The sequence below is a fragment of the Clostridium muellerianum genome, assembly GCF_012926525.1.
GTDB classification, from domain to species: Bacteria; Bacillota; Clostridia; order Clostridiales; family Clostridiaceae; genus Clostridium_AM; species Clostridium_AM muellerianum.
The window spans coordinates 92249-114393 of record NZ_JABBNI010000014.1; the positions used below are offsets into that span (position 1 = coordinate 92249).

19 protein-coding genes are annotated in these 22145 nt (G+C 27.6%); 6 read left to right on the plus strand and 13 right to left on the minus strand.

Features of this window, described 5'->3' with window-relative positions:
* Positions 1 to 239: 239 nt before the first annotated feature.
* The 3 genes from HBE96_RS07900 to HBE96_RS07910 all read left to right on the plus strand — a co-directional run bounded on the left by HBE96_RS07900 (position 240) and on the right by HBE96_RS07910 (position 4341).
* The gene (locus HBE96_RS07900) at positions 240 to 1502 is read left to right on the plus strand and encodes a gluzincin family metallopeptidase (RefSeq protein ID WP_169297221.1); all 1263 of its coding nucleotides are present in this window, start codon (positions 240 to 242) and stop codon (positions 1500 to 1502) included.
* Positions 1503 to 2302: 800 nt separating this feature from the next.
* Positions 2303 to 2515: a zinc ribbon domain-containing protein gene (locus tag HBE96_RS07905; protein ID WP_169297222.1), complete on the plus strand. Its 213-nt coding sequence runs from the start codon at positions 2303 to 2305 to the stop codon at positions 2513 to 2515.
* A gap of 284 nt (positions 2516 to 2799) precedes the next feature.
* On the plus strand, positions 2800 to 4341 hold the full coding sequence (locus tag HBE96_RS07910) for a transglutaminase domain-containing protein (RefSeq protein WP_169297442.1): 1542 nt from the start codon (positions 2800 to 2802) through the stop codon (positions 4339 to 4341).
* 65 nt (positions 4342 to 4406) lie between these two features.
* Here HBE96_RS07910 and HBE96_RS07915 read toward each other — a convergent pair whose 3' ends face one another.
* Positions 4407 to 5030, minus strand: coding sequence for an ankyrin repeat domain-containing protein (locus HBE96_RS07915; RefSeq protein WP_243186863.1), 624 nt, complete (start codon positions 5028 to 5030; stop codon positions 4407 to 4409).
* A 324-nt stretch (positions 5031 to 5354) separates the two neighbouring features.
* Here HBE96_RS07915 and HBE96_RS07920 point away from each other — a divergent pair, with 324 nt between their 5' ends.
* Entirely contained in the window at positions 5355 to 5525 is a 171-nt protein-coding gene (locus HBE96_RS07920; protein WP_169297224.1) for a hypothetical protein, read from the plus strand.
* A gap of 288 nt (positions 5526 to 5813) precedes the next feature.
* Here HBE96_RS07920 and HBE96_RS07925 read toward each other — a convergent pair whose 3' ends face one another.
* A complete protein-coding gene (locus tag HBE96_RS07925; protein ID WP_169297225.1) occupies positions 5814 to 6611 on the minus strand; it encodes a hypothetical protein in 798 nt (265 codons plus the stop codon).
* 288 nt (positions 6612 to 6899) lie between these two features.
* Between HBE96_RS07925 and msrA the strand changes: the two genes are divergently transcribed.
* Positions 6900 to 7373 carry a peptide-methionine (S)-S-oxide reductase MsrA gene (gene msrA / locus HBE96_RS07930; RefSeq protein ID WP_169297226.1) on the plus strand — a complete coding sequence of 158 codons (474 nt, stop codon included), beginning with the start codon at positions 6900 to 6902 and terminating at the stop codon, positions 7371 to 7373.
* 896 nt (positions 7374 to 8269) lie between these two features.
* On the opposite strand, the gene HBE96_RS26650 is transcribed toward msrA, so the two are convergent.
* The 10 genes from HBE96_RS26650 to HBE96_RS07975 form a co-directional block, all read right to left on the minus strand.
* A complete protein-coding gene (locus HBE96_RS26650) occupies positions 8270 to 8404 on the minus strand; it encodes a hypothetical protein (RefSeq protein ID WP_281064336.1) in 135 nt (44 codons plus the stop codon).
* 204 nt (positions 8405 to 8608) lie between these two features.
* The gene (locus HBE96_RS07935) at positions 8609 to 9715 is read right to left on the minus strand and encodes a DEAD/DEAH box helicase (RefSeq protein WP_169297227.1); all 1107 of its coding nucleotides are present in this window, start codon (positions 9713 to 9715) and stop codon (positions 8609 to 8611) included.
* Positions 9716 to 9961: 246 nt separating this feature from the next.
* Positions 9962 to 11062 (minus strand): GerAB/ArcD/ProY family transporter, encoded by a 1101-nt coding sequence (locus HBE96_RS07940; protein WP_169297228.1) that lies wholly within the window; start codon positions 11060 to 11062, stop codon positions 9962 to 9964.
* Between the two features lie 23 nt (positions 11063 to 11085).
* Positions 11086 to 12189: a Ger(x)C family spore germination protein gene (locus HBE96_RS07945; RefSeq protein WP_169297229.1), complete on the minus strand. Its 1104-nt coding sequence runs from the start codon at positions 12187 to 12189 to the stop codon at positions 11086 to 11088.
* A gap of 36 nt (positions 12190 to 12225) precedes the next feature.
* Positions 12226 to 13347, minus strand: a complete 1122-nt coding sequence (locus tag HBE96_RS07950) for a Ger(x)C family spore germination protein (RefSeq protein WP_169297230.1) — start codon at positions 13345 to 13347, stop codon at positions 12226 to 12228.
* Positions 13334 to 14431 carry a GerAB/ArcD/ProY family transporter gene (locus HBE96_RS07955; protein ID WP_169297231.1) on the minus strand — a complete coding sequence of 366 codons (1098 nt, stop codon included), beginning with the start codon at positions 14429 to 14431 and terminating at the stop codon, positions 13334 to 13336. Before HBE96_RS07955 ends, HBE96_RS07950 begins: the two co-directional genes overlap by 14 nt.
* 2 nt (positions 14432 to 14433) lie before the next feature.
* Positions 14434 to 15015: a Ger(x)C family spore germination C-terminal domain-containing protein gene (locus HBE96_RS07960; RefSeq protein ID WP_169297232.1), complete on the minus strand. Its 582-nt coding sequence runs from the start codon at positions 15013 to 15015 to the stop codon at positions 14434 to 14436.
* A 50-nt stretch (positions 15016 to 15065) separates the two neighbouring features.
* Positions 15066 to 15545 (minus strand): Ger(x)C family spore germination protein, encoded by a 480-nt coding sequence (locus HBE96_RS07965; RefSeq protein ID WP_169297233.1) that lies wholly within the window; start codon positions 15543 to 15545, stop codon positions 15066 to 15068.
* A complete protein-coding gene (locus HBE96_RS07970) occupies positions 15542 to 16636 on the minus strand; it encodes a GerAB/ArcD/ProY family transporter (protein WP_243186877.1) in 1095 nt (364 codons plus the stop codon). The genes HBE96_RS07965 and HBE96_RS07970 overlap by 4 nt, the downstream gene beginning before the upstream one ends.
* A gap of 1 nt (position 16637) precedes the next feature.
* A complete protein-coding gene (locus HBE96_RS07975; RefSeq protein WP_425350710.1) occupies positions 16638 to 18137 on the minus strand; it encodes a spore germination protein in 1500 nt (499 codons plus the stop codon).
* Positions 18138 to 18523: 386 nt separating this feature from the next.
* On the opposite strand from HBE96_RS07975, the gene HBE96_RS07980 reads away from it, so the two are divergent.
* Positions 18524 to 20764, plus strand: coding sequence for an ATP-binding cassette domain-containing protein (locus HBE96_RS07980; RefSeq protein WP_169297235.1), 2241 nt, complete (start codon positions 18524 to 18526; stop codon positions 20762 to 20764).
* Between the two features lie 49 nt (positions 20765 to 20813).
* Here HBE96_RS07980 and HBE96_RS07985 read toward each other — a convergent pair whose 3' ends face one another.
* A complete protein-coding gene (locus HBE96_RS07985) occupies positions 20814 to 21980 on the minus strand; it encodes a hypothetical protein (RefSeq protein WP_169297236.1) in 1167 nt (388 codons plus the stop codon).
* Positions 21981 to 22145: the final 165 nt, after the last annotated feature.

A 22145-nucleotide genomic window follows, 5' to 3' on the forward strand; every position in this document is an offset into this window, starting at 1 on the left:
TTCTAAAATAATTTAATTGATTTTATGCAGTAAATGATAAAATGTATATTGTATTTATTACAGAATATAATGTAATTGTAGTTTGTAGTGTAATTTGGAAATAAAAATCATCTTACTAATTATAATTAAAATACGTAAGTTTGAATATCTATATAAATAAATTACAAATTTAGTTATTGATAATGAGTAAAGAATTATAATTTATTGGTAAGCAATTTTAAATAGGGGAGATGGAAATTATGATTAAAGAATTTGAGTATACTTATATGAATAAATATTGGAATAACCAAATGTTTCAATGGTGTAATTATTTTGAAGAAGGAAAGTATGATCTATCAGGAGTAGATAATGAAATATTTAAAATTGTAATGAGATTTAACAAAATAATTAAACCTATTGATAGAAAATCAAAAGTAGCATGTTTAATAATGAATAGAGATTTAGTTGATAAAAGCCCTAAAGTTGCTAAATTAAGAAATTACATTGATAATAAAAGTAATTTTAACTATGATGTTTTACCCGAAGTTAAAAAGAATAGATATAATTATAAATTAGAGATGGCTTTAAGAATGAAAAATTATGTTTTAAATTTAATAAAAATAAGAAACAGTTCAGCAAAACAATTAGGATTTTCTTCTTATCCAGAACTTGTACTTACAACTGAAGAAATAGATAAAAGTAAGTTAATCCGTTTGCTAAATAAATATGTAGATGATAATTTACCAAAAGCATTAGATTTAATCAAAAAATATGATATTACTTGGGAAAGCTGGTTTTCTGATTTGAATAGAATAAGTTCAATTGATAACACATACAAGAATACTAATGTTATTAATCAGTTATTCGAAATTTTTGGCTTAAATGATATAAATAGCAGAATCCAAATAAGGTATATGGAAGATAGTTTTTCAGGTGTTGCAAGTGAAGTTTCACCTGGTGATATTAGAATAGTGGTAAAACCTATTAATTCTTTATTTAGCTTAACAACTTTATTTCATGAAATAGGACATGCTATAGCATACAATTTCAACAAGGAAGAAGGATTATACAAAATATTGCCTGCAAGTTATGACGAAGCAATGGCAGTAGTTATAGAGAACATTGCATCAAAGTTATTATTGAACGAATATGAACAGAAAAAAGTTGCTGAAATTGGGCTTCTCGAAAATACACGGTGTGCCATTAGCGCTTTATTTGAATTTGAATTATGGGGGAATATGAGTCAAGCAGGAGAATTATATATAAAGCATTATAGTAGATTGGGTTTTAAGATAAATAATCCGTTTATATGGGCCTCTGATACTTTCAGAAGTATTGATCCTGTATATATTCATAATTATGTTGTAGGATCAGTATTATCGGAGGCTTTAATTAATTATTTCATTAAGAAGTATTCTTACAACTATAGAGAATGGGGAAAATGGTTAATAGATAATATATATATTGATGGAAGAAAAAGAGCATTTAAAGAAAAGATAGAATCAGTTTGTGACTTGTTGTAGATAACAAAGATAAAGTTTATTTATTGCGATTTTATTAAGAAAGGTTATGATAATATATGTTTAATGCACAAGTTATTTGTACAATTGTATATTTTTTTATAATTGTATTTAATGTTATAAATTTATATAGGTTAATAACATCTAAGTCGCAGACAATGGCTGATTTAAGAACTAAAATAATGATAACTAAACAAAATACTAAAGTATTAATGTTTAGTTCTATTTTAAATATATTACTTATTTTTGTTAGTATTTTTTCTATATGGAGTAAATATCGTATTCTTTTCTCAATTATCAATCTTATCTTTATAATTAATATAAGTATTACGCGGTATGTGTTATATAGATTAAAATAGACAGTATTTATAAAGAGTTTGTTAGTTTTTTTATTAATTTTTTGTCAAGATTATCCTGCTTGCTTTTAAATAATCATCTCTATAAGTGTTTTTTTATGTTATTGCTCTTAAAGTTTAAAAATGCTAAAGCTAGTACTAGAAATATATAGATAAAAGAAGAAATTTAAAGTTAATTTTATATACAACGAATTTATAGTTGAAAAATATTACATATGGGGGTAAATCCAAGTTGTAGTTGCATCAACTTTATAATACAATATTTACATACGTGATAAAGGTTAATAAAAACCATTTTACAAAGTTACAAAGGGCTTTGCAAATAAATCAATAGATAGTGATTACAGAAGCTCCTTTTTATTAAAAAGGATGCAATAAGTTATTTTTAGAATATAATTACTATTAATTATTTTTCAATCATGTTTATAAATTTAGGAGGAGATTAAAATGGAAAAGAAACAGTATATATGTCCAAAATGCGGAGGCATGGAATATGAAGCTGACCAATTTCAAGCAACAGGGGGGAATTTTGCAAAAATATTTGATGTACAGAATAAAAAGTTTACTACTATCAGCTGCAAAAGATGTGGGTATACGGAATTGTACAAAGCAGAGTCTTCAACTGGATGGAATGTATTAGACTTTCTAATAGGTAATTAATTTATTAGAATAAATTAGCTTAATAGTTATGGCTGCTTTTGATTTTAATGTAGAAATAAAAAACAAGAATTTATTGTAACTAAAATGCTATTTTTATATAAGGAAAATATAAGTAAAATGTATCTAATTTCAGATTTAAATTAGATACATTTTATTTTATTGCTATGAAGTATTATTAACAATAAAAACAGATAGTTATTTTCAATTATGAGTTTTATATTTGTACTAAATTAGGGGGAATATATGATATAATATACAGGAACTGGTTTTTATGTAAGGAAGTGATGTGGGTGAAAAAAGGGTTAGGATCATTAATCAATATGTCAGTTATATTTTTTATTATAATTGCGCCTACTTCTGTACAAGCATCTGAAGTAAAAAGTACAATGAGAAACTATAATTATGACATTGAAGCAAATGTTTTAAGTAAAAAATATTATAGTGAAAATACTATTATAAAAAGTAAAGATATTTTTAATTCTAATGATAAATATCAAGTTAAAAAAATAGCTTTTTTACATAATAATTCTTGCAGCACTATAGAAGATGTAGAAGAATTAGCTAAAGATAATATTCTTAATGGAGATACAAATTTTTCAATACATTATACAGGAAATCTTTCAGATTTGGATGGTATATCAGATAAAATAAAATACTATACTGATTCATTTGATAGCTATAAAGCATACTCTATTAAAAACTGTACTGTAAGCCCTCATGGATACAATAAAAATGTGGATGTAGATTTTATTGTAGAGTATTTAGTAACCAATGATCAGGAAAGTTGGGTGAATGAGAAGGTTGATTCCATACTTCAGAATATAATAAGAGATTCTATGACGCAGGCTGAAAAAGAAAAAGCTATACATGACTATATAGTTGCAAACGTTGCTTATGATGAAACTGCTGCAAAATATAGTGCTTATGATGCACTACATGATGGAACTTCAGTATGTCAGGGGTATGCACTTTTAGCATGTAAAATGTTAAATAAGGCAGGCATAGAAAATAAGATTGTTTACGGATGGGTAAATGGAAGTAGTGAGAATAAGCATATTTGGAATTTAGTAAATTTGAATGGGAAATGGTATCAATTAGATTGTACATGGGATGATCCAATACCAGATGTTCCTAAACGTGTATGTTATGATTATTATAACTTAACTGACGATAAATTAGCCCAAAATCATGGTTGGGATAGAGAAAAGTATCCAAGAGCTTATACACAATATGACTTAAGTACTATTAATATACCTGTTAAAGCTGTAAAGCTTAACAAACATAGAATAACTTTAAAAATAGGGGAAACTACTTTGTTAGCTGCAAATGTATTACCATCTAACGCTTCTGATAATTTAATAAAGTGGAAATATGACAAGCAAGAAGCAATTTCTTTTGATGGTAGGATTATGAAAGGATTAAAACCTGGTGTAGTTTACATAAATGCAGTGTCGGATGATGGAAAATTTAAAGATACCTGTGTTGTAACAGTAATTAATGAAATTACAGATCAAGTAGACATGGATGATTCAATACAAATGCAAGAAAAAAATAATGTAGATAAAAATAAATCCTGGAAAATAAAATTCAATAAAAATATAGGGGCATATACAGCTAATAAAGATAATGTATATGTGCTAGATGAATTTAATAACAGAGTAGATATTAATGTGAAATTTGATGTGAATAGAGATACTTTAATAGTTAAACCTTTAAAAAGTTATACGTCGGGTAAAACTTATCACTTAATTATAAATAGAAGAATTTCTTCTGATTCAGGAAAAAAAATGATTAAACCTGTTGTGATGAAATTTACAATTGAGTAAAAAAACTGCTGCAGACATTATTTAGTGCAGCAGCTATTTTTGTGTTCAAAATAAAACTAGGTTATTTAAATACCACCATATTTTACTAAAATGTTATTAATTTTTTCATTTCTGCAAAGAGCTAAGGGAGTTAGACCTAGAGCATTTTTTGAATTTATATCAAACCCAAAGTTTAAAAGTACTTTTAAAAATTCTTCAAAGTGTTCATCAAGACAATTTATATAATCATCATGAAGAAGTGTATTTTCGTATTTATCTTTTATATTAATGTCTGCTCCATATCTAATAAGAAGATTTAAAAGCTCTACAGAATAGCTAAAACTGCAGTAAAATACAGGAGTTTTTCCAGATATATTAGTTGCATTAACTTCAGCTCCTTTTTCTAACAACATAGTTATTATATCAATATGAGGAGTTGCTCTTGCACAAAGTCTATGCAACGGAGTTTCTGAAAATTTGCTATGATGACTATTAATATCAACATTGCTATTTATTAAAAGTTCAATTGTTTTAAAATAATTATTTTCGCAATTATCAATTGCATAATGAAGTATGCTTTGAAGTTGAAAATTGGAATTAGAATTATTAGATTCATTTAAATAATCTTTTATCTCATCTATATTTCCTTTTCTAATGGATGTATAAATTGATTTATAATTTGAAGAAAATATATTGCTAAATATGCCCAAATTCATTTACCTCCTGAAAATTAAATATTTTAGTATACCTAAATGATTAGTATCTGCAACTTTCTACAATGATATTTTAACATATTATTATAAATGCTTAAATAAATAGTTTCTATTTAAAAATTTAAAAATAAAACTTGTAGTTATTAGTTAGTTCATTTAAATTGAATTAATCTTCTTGAAGGTAAGGTGAGTAGTATGCAGACACAACCACTAAAAACAGATGAATATAAATATAGATTTGGATACTTTTATGGATGAATAATATTAAGAGATGATGGTATTAAAGTTGTATGGGATAAAATAGATTTTACACATATGTAGTTGCACGGAATTGGACATTTAGTAATTGACAAAATTAAATTTGGAAATAGACATGAAGCTGTAAGTAATGTTAATAAAGCAAAAAAGTTATCATTAGAGATTATTGTAATGTTAACAGATATAAAAAATATGGCAACTATTATTAATAATAATAGTAAAAGTGTATTTTAATCTACAATAACTAAAAAAGTTTATATGATACTGTTTATGATAAATTGTATTATAATGAGCATAGTGTGAACTTTTTATTTTCTTATATTATTAACTTTTTATTTTGCATAAAAGATTCTCACAATGATGAGAACGTAAATAATTTGTATAAATTCAAATATACTTACGTTCCCAAATAGTTAGTCGTGCATAACAAATCACCCTTTGTTTTTTATTTAAAATACACTTTTGTACATAGTATAGTATTACCACATTTTATGTTACTATATAACTATAAATTAAAAAAAATTATGATTTTGGTATATTCCATCTTAATGAGTAAACTAATAACATTGGAGGGTTTGAAATTTCCCAATCTATTACACCATTATTATCAAAACTTTTTTCAAATTTATCTAATGCTATACGACTGTCTATAATGGGAAATATTTCAGCATTTGCTACACCTTCTCTATATTCTTTTGATATTTTAATTTTTAACCTGAGGTGTTTTGTTGGTTCTACGATAGTTGATGATATGGCTGAATTGGCTTTGTTTTCATTATCTTGTAATTCAAAAGTGAGGTGCAAATTTATTACATCACCTTTTCTATAGCTCCTACCAAAATGAACTTCAAATTGCTGAAAGGAGTCTCTTTTAGTTGTTAATATAATTGTATGATCTTTATTAGCACTACTAATTTTAAGGTTATCTCCACCAGTCCAATTATACTTATCATAGTATCTATCAATACTTTCACATAAAATTTTAAGTTTGATCTTTTTTTGATATATTATATGGTGCATATCTATATATTCATAAAAGCATTCCTTTTCTAGAAATATATATTTAAAGTCAGTTTTGGTATATACATTGTATATAGGACTATATTGTTTATATACAAGTAATCCCAATAAACCCACAGTTGCTGCAGCAATAATTGCGATTACAATTGCATAAGGTATCAAATATTTTACACTAGAAGCAAGAAGGTGGGTTAGTAATCCAGTAATCCCAGTAATCATAATAAAAAGTAAATACTTTATTATGTCATAGATTCCTTTGCTTAGAACACTTTCTAATATTTTTTTTAAACTCCGCAGCATTTCATAACCCCCGGAATTATATAGCTTTTACTATATGATATTCTTATTATTTTTTAAATATACCATTATACTGCAGGTATTCAACAAAAGAAAAAGGAATATCTAATTTTATAAAAGGAAAATTTAGAAACACTAAATGTTAACATTAAATTAGCCAAGTCTTGGGATAGAAAGATGGCTGTATCCATATACTAACTATAAAGAATAATATATTTTACAATATTAAGTATTTAAAATACTATAATATACTAATAAATTATAGTTATTATATATTAGGAGTGATTTGTAGTGAAAAAAATAATTTTATCAGGTGGATGTTTTTGGGGAATAGAGGAATATATGTCAAGGATTAAAGGAGTTATAGAAACAAAAGTAGGGTATGTTAATGGAACCAAAGAAGATCCTAGTTATGAAGAAGTGTGCAGGAAAGATACAGGTCATGCAGAAGCATGTTATATAATATATGATGAAGAGTTAATAAGATTAGAAGAGTTATTGTCTAAGTTTTGGCAAATAGTAGATCCTACTGTTGTGAATAGACAAGGTAATGATATAGGTCATCAGTACAGAACAGGTATATACTATACTGATAAAAAAGATTTGCCTGTGATATTAAGTAGTAAAAATGAGGAGCAGAAAAAATATTCTAAAAAAATAGTAACTGAAATAGAACCACTTTCATGTTTTTATGAAGCAGAGGAATATCATCAAAAATATCTTAAGAAGAATCCAGGTGGATATTGTCATATAAAGTTAGATTAATAAAAATCCTGTGTTTCAAATAAGCCTAGGATTTTTATTAAAGTTATTCAAACAATTATAGAAGTACTTTAAGAATGAGATTACTATAAGTATTTTTTACACTAGATAAATTTTCAATAAAAAACATGCCAGCTTTTGTAATGAATATATTAACTTACGGAGATTGAAAACTTGTGTAAATGAATATCCTTTAGAGAATGAAGAGGTATGCACTAACTTAATATTAAGAAATTTTAAAGATGCAATACATCTTATTGTTAGTTATATAATTTTAACATTAAAAATATAAAGAATATATTGACAAATTCCTCGCGCGAAATTATAATAACATTAAGATAACTAATTAGTTACTAAAAAATATTAACCAAAGTATGCTTTTAGTTTCTTGGCAAGTATTTGAAAACTAAAAGTAAATATAAAAGAGAAGAGGTGAGTCCACCAAAACAGTAGGTTAACCCAAATGTGTGATTAAATTAATTTTTAGATCAAGGTCTCAAGTTAAGTTTATTTTTAAAAATTTCTAACTCAGTAATTTTAGTTCTTAGTTTAGATTAAACTTATATGTCTTTTGTTTATTTAGAAGTTTAATAGTTAAGTATTTATTCTAAGTCAACAGGTTTAGTTTTAAGGATTTAGGTTAAAAAGAAAAAAATAGCATTAAGTTTAAGCAAATAAGAGTTAATTGTAAATGTATTGTAGAAAGTTTCTTGCTATAGTGAGGATTGAGTTACAAAGTTAATTAGTCAAATTAAATTGAAATATTTAGAGTCACATTTAGGAAAATGTTTAAGGTGATTATTATTTGAAAAATGAGTTCGTAAAAGGATAGAAACCAGAGTACCTAATTTAATAGTATAGGTAATCTGGTTTCTGTTTTGTTATTTTATTACTAAGGACTATTTGTTTTTGTGGGTATTATTTTTGCTAGTGGTATTATTGACATCATTTGATGAATTTATACTCGTACTATTACCCATACTTTCTATAGCCTTATTCATCTTAATGTTTTTATCCTTTTTATTTCTATTCATAAATTTAAACCCCTTTCAATAATAAAAGCTGCTAATGCGTATTCCATATACTTATAGGATTCACATATTATTTATGAATATGTATGGTGTTTTTTGTATTAGACATATTAAAAAATTAAAGAGTATCATTCACTTTAGAATATTTGTTCCAACAAATATTCCTATTTGTAATTATTTATTTTAATAATAATATCATAAAGTTGACTATATTGAGCTTTTTCTAGGAATTTTCAATTTTATAGCCTTTTCTATTTCTTCTAAGGTTGTTTTATCCTTTGGATCAATAAACAGACATGTGGAGCCTTCTTCTCCAGCTCTTCCTGTTCTTCCGATTCGATGTATATAGCTTTCTGCAGTTTCTGGAATATCATAATTGTATATATGAGTGACACCACTTATATCTAATCCTCTAGCGGCTACATCTGTAGCTATTAAATATTGAAAATCTGCATTTCTAAAAGATTTCATTATTCTTTCACGTTTTGATTGAATTAAATCACCATGCAACTTTTTACAGTCATATCCACGTTTATAAAGGGCTACTTCCAGGTCATCTGCTCTTCTTTTGGTTCTGCAAAATATAATAGCCATAAATGGATTATCTTGATTAAGTACAGTACATAAAGCATCCTGCTTTTTTCTATCAGTAGTTTCTACAACATACTGATTAATATTATTAAGTGTAACTTCATCTTTTTTTACAGACACTTCTATAGGAGTGTTCATATACCTATAAGCTAACTTTTTAACTTGAGAACTTATGGTTGCAGAAAAGCAAAGAGTCTGACGTTTTTTAGGGGTTTGCTTTATAATTGTTTCAATATCATTTTTAAATCCCATTAATAGCATTTGATCTGCTTCATCTAATACAAATGTTTTTAATTTATTAAGATTTATTGTTTTTCTCTCAAGATGATCTAAAAGTCTGCCAGGAGTTGCAATAATTAGATGAATGTTGCCTTTTAGTTTTTTTAGTTGGGAACCTATATCTTTACCACCATATGCTGCTAAAATGTTTATATCTTTAGCTTCTTTAAGTTTCATAGCTTCTTCTGTTATTTGAATAGCAAGCTCTCTTGTAGGAGTTACAATCAATGATTGAACTGCATCAACATCAGTTGATATATTTTCAAAAATAGGAAGCAAAAATGCAAGAGTTTTGCCAGTACCCGTTTGAGCTTCTGCTATAATGTCTCTTCCTTCTTTGATAAATGCAATGCTTTCTGTTTGTATTGCCGTTGGTTTTGTAATACCTATGCTTTTTAGTACTTTTGTTATGTCTTCACTAATACCTAATTCTTTAAAGTTCATTATTTTCTACCTTTCATTAATTAATCAGAGTTAAGAAATATTCAAAAAATAAATAGTCAGCATGTGAGTTTATTTTTCATAATATTTCATTTCACACGCCTAATAATAACATATTGATAGAATTAATACTAATATATAGTTAATTATTATACTATTTTATTATAAATATACTATCTTACTGAGCTAAAGAAATATATTAGAAAGTTTTAATGTATAAAATACTAATTATAGAAGCTAAAATTTATATCAAGAAATTTGTTTTGCCTTACTCAGTTTATCTTTTATAAATATCAATAAAGCAATAATTAATGTATACATAATGTTAAATAAAGTGACTTTAGGAATAATTTTGTCAATTAGAGCTCTTCTTTGAACTTCATTACCAACTTTTAAGCATATGTAAATTATAAAAGGAAAAGTAAAATAGTAAATCCTTTGCTTGGCTTTTATTTTTATCACATGTGTTAAAATAAAAGTAAATGCATAATATTCATTTGCTATAAGCTTAAATATGACTATACTCCATAAAAATAAAAACAATAGCCGAAAACTGTTTAGTACTGGTAAATTTGATCCTTCTGTTACCAATAAAACTGGCCATAATGCTTTAAAAGTAACTTTGTATCCTAAATAATATATACATATAAATGTTACCCAAATATAAATGACAATAGAAATAAAAGCAGCTTTTAAAACTATACCTTTAATTTTATTTTTATTTTTTATAATAGGATAAAATAAAAATATTGATTCCATTCCTCCATAAGCATAAGCAGATTTCAGACTCCCTTTTAAAATGTTTTTATATCCTGATCCTAGTATTGGAAGTACATTTGTATAATTTCCATATCTCAATGTCATTATTAGTGTCAATGCTAAAATAATTGAAAAATATAAAGCAGTCTTATTAATTCTTGCTAATACCTTTATTCCTTTGTAGTTTAAATAAAAAACTAATAATACTGTTGGAATAAAAATCTTTACTGGTGTTAAAAAAGGTGAAGTGTATACCCTAAAAACATTGCTTAATCCAGTAATAACAAGTATTATATATATACCAAAATTGAACATGAATAAAATGTTACATATTGTTCCTAGAATACTTCCTAAATATTTTTTACCTAAAATTAAAATATTCTCATTTGGATGCTTTTTTACATAATAGATAGATAATAGGGCTAGAATAAGGGGATGTAAGCCACCTACAATTACAGATATCCATCCATCCTGCTTTGCATCTTGTGTCACTGCATTGGGTAATGCTAAAATACCTACCCCTGTTATAAATCCTACTAATATTGCACTGCAATCAAAATCTTCTAGCAAGTTATTTTTAATTTTATCCATTTCCTTTTACGCTCCATGTAAATTTAGTAATGTCCTATTCCTATTTTATCAATTTTCACCTTTACATTTACTTTAATATTTGCATCACTAATTTCCTTATTCCAATCAACTCCACTTTCTCTTCCGTATTTAGCTGCACTATACATACCTAATTCCAACAAATCCATTTTATACACTTCCTTCATTTTATTTAAAAAACCATTACACATTTTTTCTATTTCTTGTGATAATAATTCTTCAATTTGTTTCTCTTTTTTCTTATCTATATCTTTATATAATGTATTTAACACAATATCACCCTGAAAAATCAAATCAATATTAAATTCATATACATCATCTTTCTTATTACACCTTACCTTTCTTTTAACTTTTGTATAATAGTTGATATATTCTTCAGGGCTTTGCTGCAGACTTAAAACTCCTTTACCTGATCTTAGTCTTAGCATATTCATAATTTTACTTTCTTCCATAGGTAGGATATATGCCATTTTATCTTTTTTAAATACTGCCATACCTGCAAGAACAATATCTGTATCCTTTAATTCTATGTAAGGAAGAACCAAATTTCTTCCTTCTGATTCAAGTATTGAATAAATATTTAAAAAAGTATATTCTTTAGGGAAAAAATTATAATTATTAGCACTTTTAATCATGCCTTCTATATAATCAGAAGAACTAGGATAACCTTTTACCATATGCGCTAGCAGATCTTCTGATTTTCCTTTACATACTACAATGTTGCTTCTATCATTAATTTGAGGGTTAGCAAAGCTTAAATTAACAAAATTTAATATTCCATAGTTTGCTGCTTCTTCGCCTATTATAACAATTCTTTGAACTCCTATTAAAAGTGGCTTATTGGACTTCAATTGTCTATCTTGTCTGGTTTCTGTTAAACTTTCAGCTTTTCCAGTTATATTTTTACTACTTTCCCCTTTTTGTTCTTTAAATTGATATACGCTAAAAGGAGCAACATACTGTACTTTAGAGTCTGCACCTTTTTTTATATCCAATCCAAAACCTGAGGATATATTAAACTCCTCCATAGGTGTTACCTGTAATTTTTCTGTATAAATAGAACCTATTATAACTACCAAAAGCAATATTGTTAATTTTTTTCTATTCATCCAGTGTCACCTTCTATTATTTTGATTGTCCTAGACTTAATACTCTCCTCTTCCTAATTTATCAATATGCACCTTTACATTCACCTTAATATCAGACTTAGAAACAATCTCATTCCAATCTACTCCAGTATCTCTTCCATACTTTGATGCTGCTACCCATCCTAACTGCAAACAATCCACTTTATATTCTTTCTTCATCTTATCCAAAAATCGATAGCACATCTCTTCGACTTTTTTTGCCATATCCTCTTCAAACTTTTCTATTACTTCTATTTTGCCTGACATATCTTTATATAATTCATTATTCACAATATCACCATTTAAATTTAAATTAATGATAAAGGTATATTTATCTCCACTTTTACTACATTGAACTTTTCTTTTAGTTTTTGCTGCATAATTCACATACTCTTTCGAATTTTTTTGTATAGTTAGTATTCCTTTGACCTTATTTTCTCGAAGTAAATTCATTATTTTTGTTTCATTCATATCTAAAACAACTCCAAGCTTATCTTTTTTAAAAATTGCCATTCCATCCATTTTAATTTCCTCTTCACTGATTTTTAAGTAAGGGCAAATTATACTTTTTCCTTCTGAATCCATTGATAGCATAGCATCTTTTATTGTATAATCTGCCGTAAAAAAATTAAAAGTCACTGAATTTTTAATCATATCGCTTATATATTCTCCAGAATTCTCATATCTCCCCAAATTATGTTTCAAATATTCTTCACCTTTACCTTTGCATACGGCTAAAAATGCATTGTCATTTATTACAGGATTCTTAAACACAATATCTATGACAGGTCTAATCCCATACTCAGCATATTTTTCATCAAGCAAATAAGCTTTTGAAAGTCCTAAAAAAAATTGTTTTCCTATTTTTTTTTGTCTTTCTTCTCTTGTTTCTCCAATAGTACTTCCTTTTCCGCTTTTTACTTCATTTTCAAGACTTTCATCTTCTTTATACATTTTTGAATTGGTAGTAATTATGTACAACATATCTGACTTTCCAATTTTATTTGCTCCAATTGCCACTCCAGCGGAAATATTAAAATCCTCTGCACTGTTTAATTTCATTTTAGGACCACTAAAAAGTATGAAAAAAAAAGTACAGCATAGAAAGATAATAAATAATGTATTCTTATTTTTTTTCATTTTTATCCTCCTTTTTTATCCATACTAAAGCTGCAATAAAGGTTATATAGATTAAATTATATACTGTGCTAACCATAGTAGTATACTGATCTATTTTATCCCTGCTAAGCATATCTCTATAATAAACCATGGTAATACTAATAATAATAACGGAAATAATCACATATATTAGTTCTTTGTTTTTTATCCTTTTAATATCTTGTAAGATAAATATGCATGCATAATAAAAAAGAGCTATGCTTTTTAATTCTATTAATATCCAAAAAAACACAAAAATATATCGGAGATTATTTATAACTTCAACTTTTATGCCTTCTATCACTGTAAAAAAACTCCATATTGTTTTCTGAATAATAGTAGTTCCCATGTAATATATAGATATAAAAGTAATCCATGTATATAAAGCGCAAACAATCCCTGTTGCTTTTAAAACTGAGCTCTTTATTTTACTGCTATCATTAATAAAAGGATAAATTAAAAATATAAATTCCATACAGGAATAATTATAAATAGAGCCCTTACTTGACTTTAAAATATTTAATAATCCACCTCCCAATATAGGGCTTACATTTAATAAGCTTCCCTGTTTTAAAATAGCAATAGAAGGAACTAGTATTCCTAATAAAATTAAGAAACTAAAAGAAGATATTTTTCCGAGAACCTTAATTCCTTTATTAGCAGCATAAGCTACAAAAATCAACAGAACTGAATAAATTTTTAAAAAGCTTATTGAAGGTAATGCATATGTTTTTAAAATAATTCCACCATCTGAAATTATAGAAGGAAGATAAATAAAAAAGCTTAGAAGAAAAAGAAAATTTAATACATTTCCTATAACATTTCCTAAATATTTTTTGCTAAGTACTAAAATATTTTCTTTCGGAAATTTTCCACTTACATATATAGCAATAAGTGCTACATATAAAGGATATACTGCTCCTATTATTACAGAAATCCACCCATCTTGTTTTGCAGAAGCTGTAACTGAATTTGGTAAACTTACTGCTGATATTCCAAACACAATTCCTATTAATATATAAGTGAATTCACTTGGAGTTAGTAGATTTTTCTTTTCTATATTCATTACTAATAATCTCCTCTACCTTGTGTATCTACCTTAACTTTTACGTTTACTTTAATTTCTGCATCAGACACTATTTTGTTCCAATCATTTTCTTTACGTCTTCCAAACTTTGCAGCACCTTCTCTACCTAAAGAGATACAATCTACCTTATATTCCTTTTGCATAATTTTAAAGAAAGCATAACATTGCTTTTCTATGTTTCTTGCCATATCTTTTTCAAATTGTGTTCTTTGACCTACATCCTTTGTTATTTCAGCATACATTTCATTGTTCACAATGGTACCTGTTAAGGTTAAATCAATACTAAAGACGTATTTTCCTCCTTGTTTATTGCATTTCACTTTTCTTTTACCACTTTCACCATAAAAATCAATATATTTTGTAGGGCTTTTTTGCAAAGACACTAATCCTTTTACATTGCTTTCTTTCAGTAAATTAAGTATCTTAGCATTTTCTACATTCATTTTAGCTATCATTTTGTCACCACTAAAGATAGCTAAACCCATAAGTTCTATTCCTTCCTCTGTTTGTTCAATATAAGGAAGAACTAAATTTCTTCCTTCTGCTCCTATCCTTACATACATATCTATTAACTTATAGTTATCAGAAAAGAAACTATAGGAATAGCAATTTTCTATAAGGCCGTATATATTTCAGCCGAACTATTATAGCCCTTTGCCTTTTGTTCTAAATAGTCCTGTGGCTTTCCTTTACATACTGCAACAAAAGCCATATCATTTATTTCTGCATTTCTAAATCTATCTTCTATCATGGTTTTTACACCATGTTTTGCATATTCTTCACTAATTAAAACTATTCTTTCCTCTCCCTGAACAACTTTCTTGTTTAACTTTTCTTGTCTTTTTTGAACTACTTCTCCTATGTTTGCACCTTTCTCTTCAACTACTATATTTGTTGTTGATCCATCAGATTTATACACATTTATACTCAAGGGTAGAATATATTCTATCATTCCTTCACTTTTTTTCTCTATATCATACCCAACGCCCGTAATCATATTTAATTCTTCAATAGGAAACCTATCTTGGCCAAGTAGAATAAATATATAAAGAAATATAACAATCATAATAATAAAGTATTTTTTCTTATTCAACGTATATCGCTCCTCTTGAAAAATGTAATTATAGCAATAATAGTTATATATAATACATTAAATATGACATAGACTTTTGTAACATATTCTGAAACTTGCTGTCTGTTTATCTCATTTCCATATTGAAACGTTACATATACAAATAAAGGATATATAAAAAGGTAGAGCTTTTTTATATTTATTTTTTTTATTAAATCTTTTAAAATATAAATACTTGCATAACAATTAATAGCACAAGCTCTAAAAGCAATTAAAGTCCATAAAAATATAAAAATATATCTATAATTATTAATTAGTGATATGGTTACACTTTCTGATACTAACAAAAAGGACCAATAGCTTTTGTTTACAATATCTGGGCCTAAATAATAAATAGTTATAAATGTAGTCCAAACATACATACTTATAACAATAAAAACACTTATGAGAGAGGAAGAAAATATCTTATTTTTCTCTTTCACAAAAGGGCAAATTAGTACCATTATTTCTGCTCCTGAATAAGCAAAAGCAGCAGTTATACTTCCTTGAAGTATTGTTCTTAAGCTTACATCAAATAGGGGGGGAACGTTTTCAATATCAGCAACTTTTAAAGCTGGTGTAGAGGATAACATAAGAATAACCATAACAACAAAAGTGATTTCACTAATTTTTCCCAATACTTTTAAGCCTTTATAGGAAGCATACAGAGTTACTAAAAATGTAATGCTTATCATCTTTAAAGGAGTTAGAAATCCAATTCCAAAATTACGCATTAAATTTATATAAATTTTTGGGCCCATTGTTGCAAAATACATGAAATATGTTGAAAAAATCAAGTTCAAAATACTTCCCAAAAGGTTCCCAAAGTATTTTTTACTTAAACCTAATATAGTATCATTGGGAAATGCTTTACTTACATATGTCCATATGATTACTATATATAAAGGATATATTCCTCCTATTGCAGCGGAAATCCATCCATCTTGATGTGCAACTTTTACAACACCGTTAGGAAGCGCAATAATACCCGTGCCCACTATAGTCCCCAAAGTAATACAAGCGAATTGACTTTTGGTTAAGAGATTTTGTTTTTCACTAGAGCTTCCTTCCATTTTATTCACTGCCTTTTCTCTTAAACTTATTTCTAAAATTCTTTTGCCTTATAGGGTCTTGATTTGGAATCCCCTCTGGTCGTTTGTTCATTTTCCACAATGGTGCTCGAATAAAAGTATCCTTCATATCACTTTTATGAAATTCTAAATAAGGAACACCTAAACTATCTAAAGAGAAAAGATGCGTTAAAATAAAAAACCATCCCACAGCAATTCCGAATATACCCATGATATTTGCCAGTATTAACATTGGAAATCGTAAAATTCTAATAGAAAGAGACATATCATAATTAGGAATTAAAAAAGTAGCTATAACTGTAATACCAACAACAAGTAATGTAGTAGGGCTTACTATTCTTGATTTAATTGCAGTATCTCCTATAATAATACCTCCTACTAAACTTAAGGTTTGGGCTATCTTAGTTGGAAGCCTAAGACCACCTTCTCGTAAAAATTCCACTACTATTTCCATAGCAACAATTTCTAGAAAAGGAGTCAAAGCAATTCCTATTCTAGATTGAACGATAGGTGTAACAAATTTTATAGGTATAAGTTCTACATTAAATTTTATCAGCGTTAAATATATAGATGGTAAAGTAATAACAACAAATGCTGATAATATTCTTAGAATTCTTACAAAAGAGGATATGATGCTTCTTTGTGTATAATCCTCCACCGCTTGAAAAAATTGCATAAATAGCGAAGGTAATATAAGAGCAACAGGGGAACCTTCTATTATAACTACTATTCTACCTTCTAAAAGGTTGGCAACTGCTATATCTGGCCGTTCACTACTTAATGCTTGTGGAAAAACCGTATATGTGTACTCTTCAATACATTCCTCAATATGACCTATTGAAAGTACACCATCTATATCGATGGAACTTATTCTTTTTTTTAATTCTTTGAGTACCCCTTTATCTACTATATTATCTATATAGATAACTGCTAATTCATTTTGCGTTCGTACTCCTACATTCAACAGTTCTATGGCCAGGTTGTTATCCTTTAATCTCCTTCGAATCTGAGAAATATTTGCTTCTAAATTTTCTACAAAGCCATCTCTTGGGCCTTTTGCTGCGGTTTCATTTATAGGCTCTGAAATATCTCGTATCATTCCGCCTTTGGTATCAACTATAATTCCTTCTAAAATGCCATTTATTAAGATTAAGCTGCTTCCTGTTTTAAGATGTTTTAATAAAACATTTAAATCAGCCTCTATCAATGTATTACTCATAGAAATATACCTTTTACAAAGATAATCTGATATATTTTCTTTTTCTGTTAAATTTTCTTGTATATGCATCATAAGTGGATTTAATATATCACGATTAAGAATATCTTTAGTGATAAGTCCATCTATATAAATAATAGCTGCATCTAAAAGCTTATCAATACCAATATAAAAGTGTTTTACTACTATAGGATTTTTATTTCCTAAACCATTCCTAATTAGCTCTATGTTTTCATTAAGATTTCCACTATTCATTAAAATCACCATATCCTTTTTTATGATAGCTATATACCTGGAAATATAAATTTAAAGAACTTTAAAATTTCAAATTGATTTTTATATATTGATTAGTTTCTGTTTTTTTATGTTAAATATTCTAAATAGGCTTATAAAAAGTAGATAGGAGTGACATTCTTTTAAAGATGGACTATTTATGAATATGTATGGATGATATGAAGAAAATTCAAATCTACTGTAAATAAAAAATTATATGTAATTCCAAATATGTGTTGACTCTCCCGTTACAGGAGAATGTATACTCATCATGTGGAACAAAAAGAATAAAAAATGAGTATCAATTCGAAAGGAGAGGATAGCATTAGTATTAGTCATTTGAAAAAATGTTACAAAGAGTAAGAAAGAAGGATTATTTTATGCATATTCATTTAAAAGGACTCAGACAAAATAATTTAAAAAATATATCTATAAATATTCCTAAGGAAAAAATTGTTGTATTTACAGGTGTTTCAGGTTCAGGAAAATCCAGTATTGTATTTGATACAATTGCAGCAGAATCTCAAAGACAGATGAATGAAACTTATCCAGCATTTATAAGAGGTAGACTTCCTAAGTATGAAAAACCTCATGTGGATTATATAGATAACCTTACAGCACCAGTTATTGTAGATCAAACAAAGCTTGGGGGAAATGTACGCTCAACAATTGGAACAATTTCAGATTTATATGCAAGCTTACGATTGCTGTTTTCAAGAATAGGAATACCAAAGATTGGAACTGCATCTTATTTTTCTTTTAATGATCCAAAGGGCATGTGTAAAAAGTGTGCAGGAATTGGCAAAGTTGCTGTAATTGATATGGAAGCCATGCTAGATAATAGCAAGTCATGGATGGAAGGCTGTGTAAAGGATTCTTTGTATGCACCTGGAAGTTGGTATTGGAAGCAGTACAAGGAGTCAGGAATATTTGATGTGGAAAAGCCTCTTAATGAATACTCCAGTGATGAATATAATCTTTTAATATATGGTTCAAGAGATGGAAAGAGTGAACAGGAATATCCTAAAATTGAGGGACTATATAATCATTATACTCGTTTATATTTAAAAAGGGATACCAGCAATATGAGTAAACATACAAAAAAGAAGTCAGAAAACCTTATAAAAGAACAACTATGTCCAGCCTGCAAGGGAAAACGACTTAATGAAGAAGTACTAAATTGTAAAATTAAAGGATATTCTATTGCAGATATGTGTGAAATGGAATTTGTAGAACTTTTAAGTGTACTTAAAACTGTTGATGATAAAAAAACAATTACAATAATACAATACATATGTAATGGTTTAAAGAGAATGATAGATATAGGATTACCTTATCTTCATTTAAATAGAGAATCTTCTACATTATCAGGAGGTGAAGCTCAACGTGTTAAGTTAGTTAGATATATGGGAAGTAGTCTTACAGGAATGACATATATATTTGATGAACCAAGTACAGGACTTCATCCAAGGGATGTAAATAGAATGAATCAGCTGCTAATAAAATTGAGGAATAAAGGAAACACAGTACTTGTAGTAGAACATGACAAAGACGTAATTTCTATTGCAGACGAAATAATTGATGTAGGCCCATGTGCTGGAAAAGAAGGTGGAAACATTGTATTTCAAGGAAGTTATAAAGAATTATTGCAAGCAGATACTTTGACTTCAAAAGCCATGAAAATAAATGTACCCCTTAAGGAAAAAGTTAGGAAGGTGCAGGGATATTTTCCTATTAAAAATGCAAAATTGCACAATCTTAAAAATATAAGCATTAATATTCCAAAGAATGTAATGACTATGGTAACAGGTGTTGCAGGTTCCGGAAAAAGCACTTTAATATCTCAAGTATTTGCTGAAACATATAAGGGAAATGTGGTAAAAGTAGATCAAGGACCAATAACAGCTACAAATCGTTCTACACCAGCTACATTTTTGGGTTTCTTTGATGAAATTCGAAAGCTATTTGCAAGTGAAAATGGAGTAGATGAAGGGTTATTTAGTTTCAATTCAAAGGGTTCATGTCCAGTTTGCAAGGGGAAAGGTGTTATTGTAACTGAGTTAGTATTTATGGATCCTGTTATAACAGAATGTGAAGCATGTAGTAGAAGCAGGTACAGTGAAGAAGCTTTATCCTACAGATATAGGGAAAAGAATATAGTAGAGGTATTATCTATGACAGTGGGGGAAGCACTAATATTTTTTGAAGATAAAAAGATAAGAAAGATTTTACAGGCAATGAAAGAAGTAGGCCTATCATATATGACATTAGGACAGCCATTACAAACATTATCTGGTGGTGAAAGGCAGCGCATGAAGTTGGCAAAGTATATAAACAAGAAAGGGAACATTTATATACTAGATGAACCAACTACAGGTTTGCACATTTCAGACATTAATAAACTGCTGCAGCTTTTTGAAAAAATGGTTGATAGGGGAAATACAGTTATTATCATTGAACATAATCTTGAAGTAATGAAACAAGCTGATTGGATTATTGATATAGGACCAGATGGTGGCAAAAATGGTGGTCAGGTAGTATTTGAAGGAACTCCAAAGGAGATGCTTAAGAAAGGCAATACAATTACAGCCAAGTGTTTAAGAAAAGAAATAGCTGGTTAAAAATAAGCAGATTTGAATTTTATTCAAATCTGCTATGTTTCTTAATAGGTTAATTACCTGTAGTTCCAGTTGATCCTCCACTAGATGTTTTTGGGTCTGTGTTTCCAGTTGATCCTCCAGTTGAGGTTTTTGAACCTGTATTTCCACTTGAATCACCAGTAGATGCCTTTGAATCTGCATTTTGGGTTGTCCCTTCAGTAGATGGCTTTGAATCTGTATTTTTACTTGTCCCTTCTGTTGATGTCTTGGAACCTGTATTTCCACTTGAATCACCAGTAGATGCCTTTAAATCTGCATTTTTAGTTGATTCATTATTAGCTGCTTTTGAATTTTCAGTTGATCTTTCATTAGATGTCTTTGAACCTGTATTTCCAGTTGACCTTCCATTAGATGTTTTTGAACTCGCATTTTTAGTTGATCCTCCAGATGAATTTTTAGCATCGGTGGATTGAGAAGGAACTATAGTTTTTTCATTAGAACTTGCTGCATTATTAGGTGTTCCTTTAAAATAAGATTTTGCTAAAACTCCAACAAATACAAGCAAAGCAAGAGAAACAACGACTATTATTCCTTTTTTTATTTTATTAGTTTTTTCATTTTTATAAGGTGTTTTTCTATTTCCTCTATTTAAGTTTCTCTCATCAATTAATGGTCTATCCATAATCATTGTAAAGTCATCTTTTTCATGATGAGCCATTGGCTCAGTTTTTTTGGGCGTATTAGACATTGAATTACTTATATTTTTAGGTATACTAAGCAACATATATAATAATCCATTTTGCTTTAAAGAGTCTATCTGCTTAAAGTTTTCAGGTGACCTGAGTATAATAGCAGGCTTATTCATTTTATATTCATTATCGGAATATACTGTAACCGAAAATTTATCATCCTTACTTAAAAAAGGAATATATATATCCAAAGTGTTATTATTTATTGAAGAATCAAATTTTAAACCCTTTGTTATTTTTGCATTTGTAAATCTTAAATTAGCTTGAGAACTTTGTATATATAGTGTTAGATCATGAATTGTCTTATTTGATACATTACTAATATTAACAGCATATGCACAAAGTTTTCTATTATTAATTCTTACAGGCATAGAACTTTTTATAGCACATAATATTCTAGGTGCTAAGTTTTTATAATACTCTAACAGTAAACCAGATATAAATGATATTATTATAGTTATAATTGCAGTCTTTATAATGTTTGCCATATTAATTTCGCTTCCTTACTTTTTAATTACCTACTAAATTATAAAGTAGATAGATATTTGTGTCAAACTTAAAAATTACTTATAATATGTCTAAAAATTTATATATATCACAAATAAAAATCTTATAGCTAAGATTTAAAATCAATACATATATTTTTTAAGATT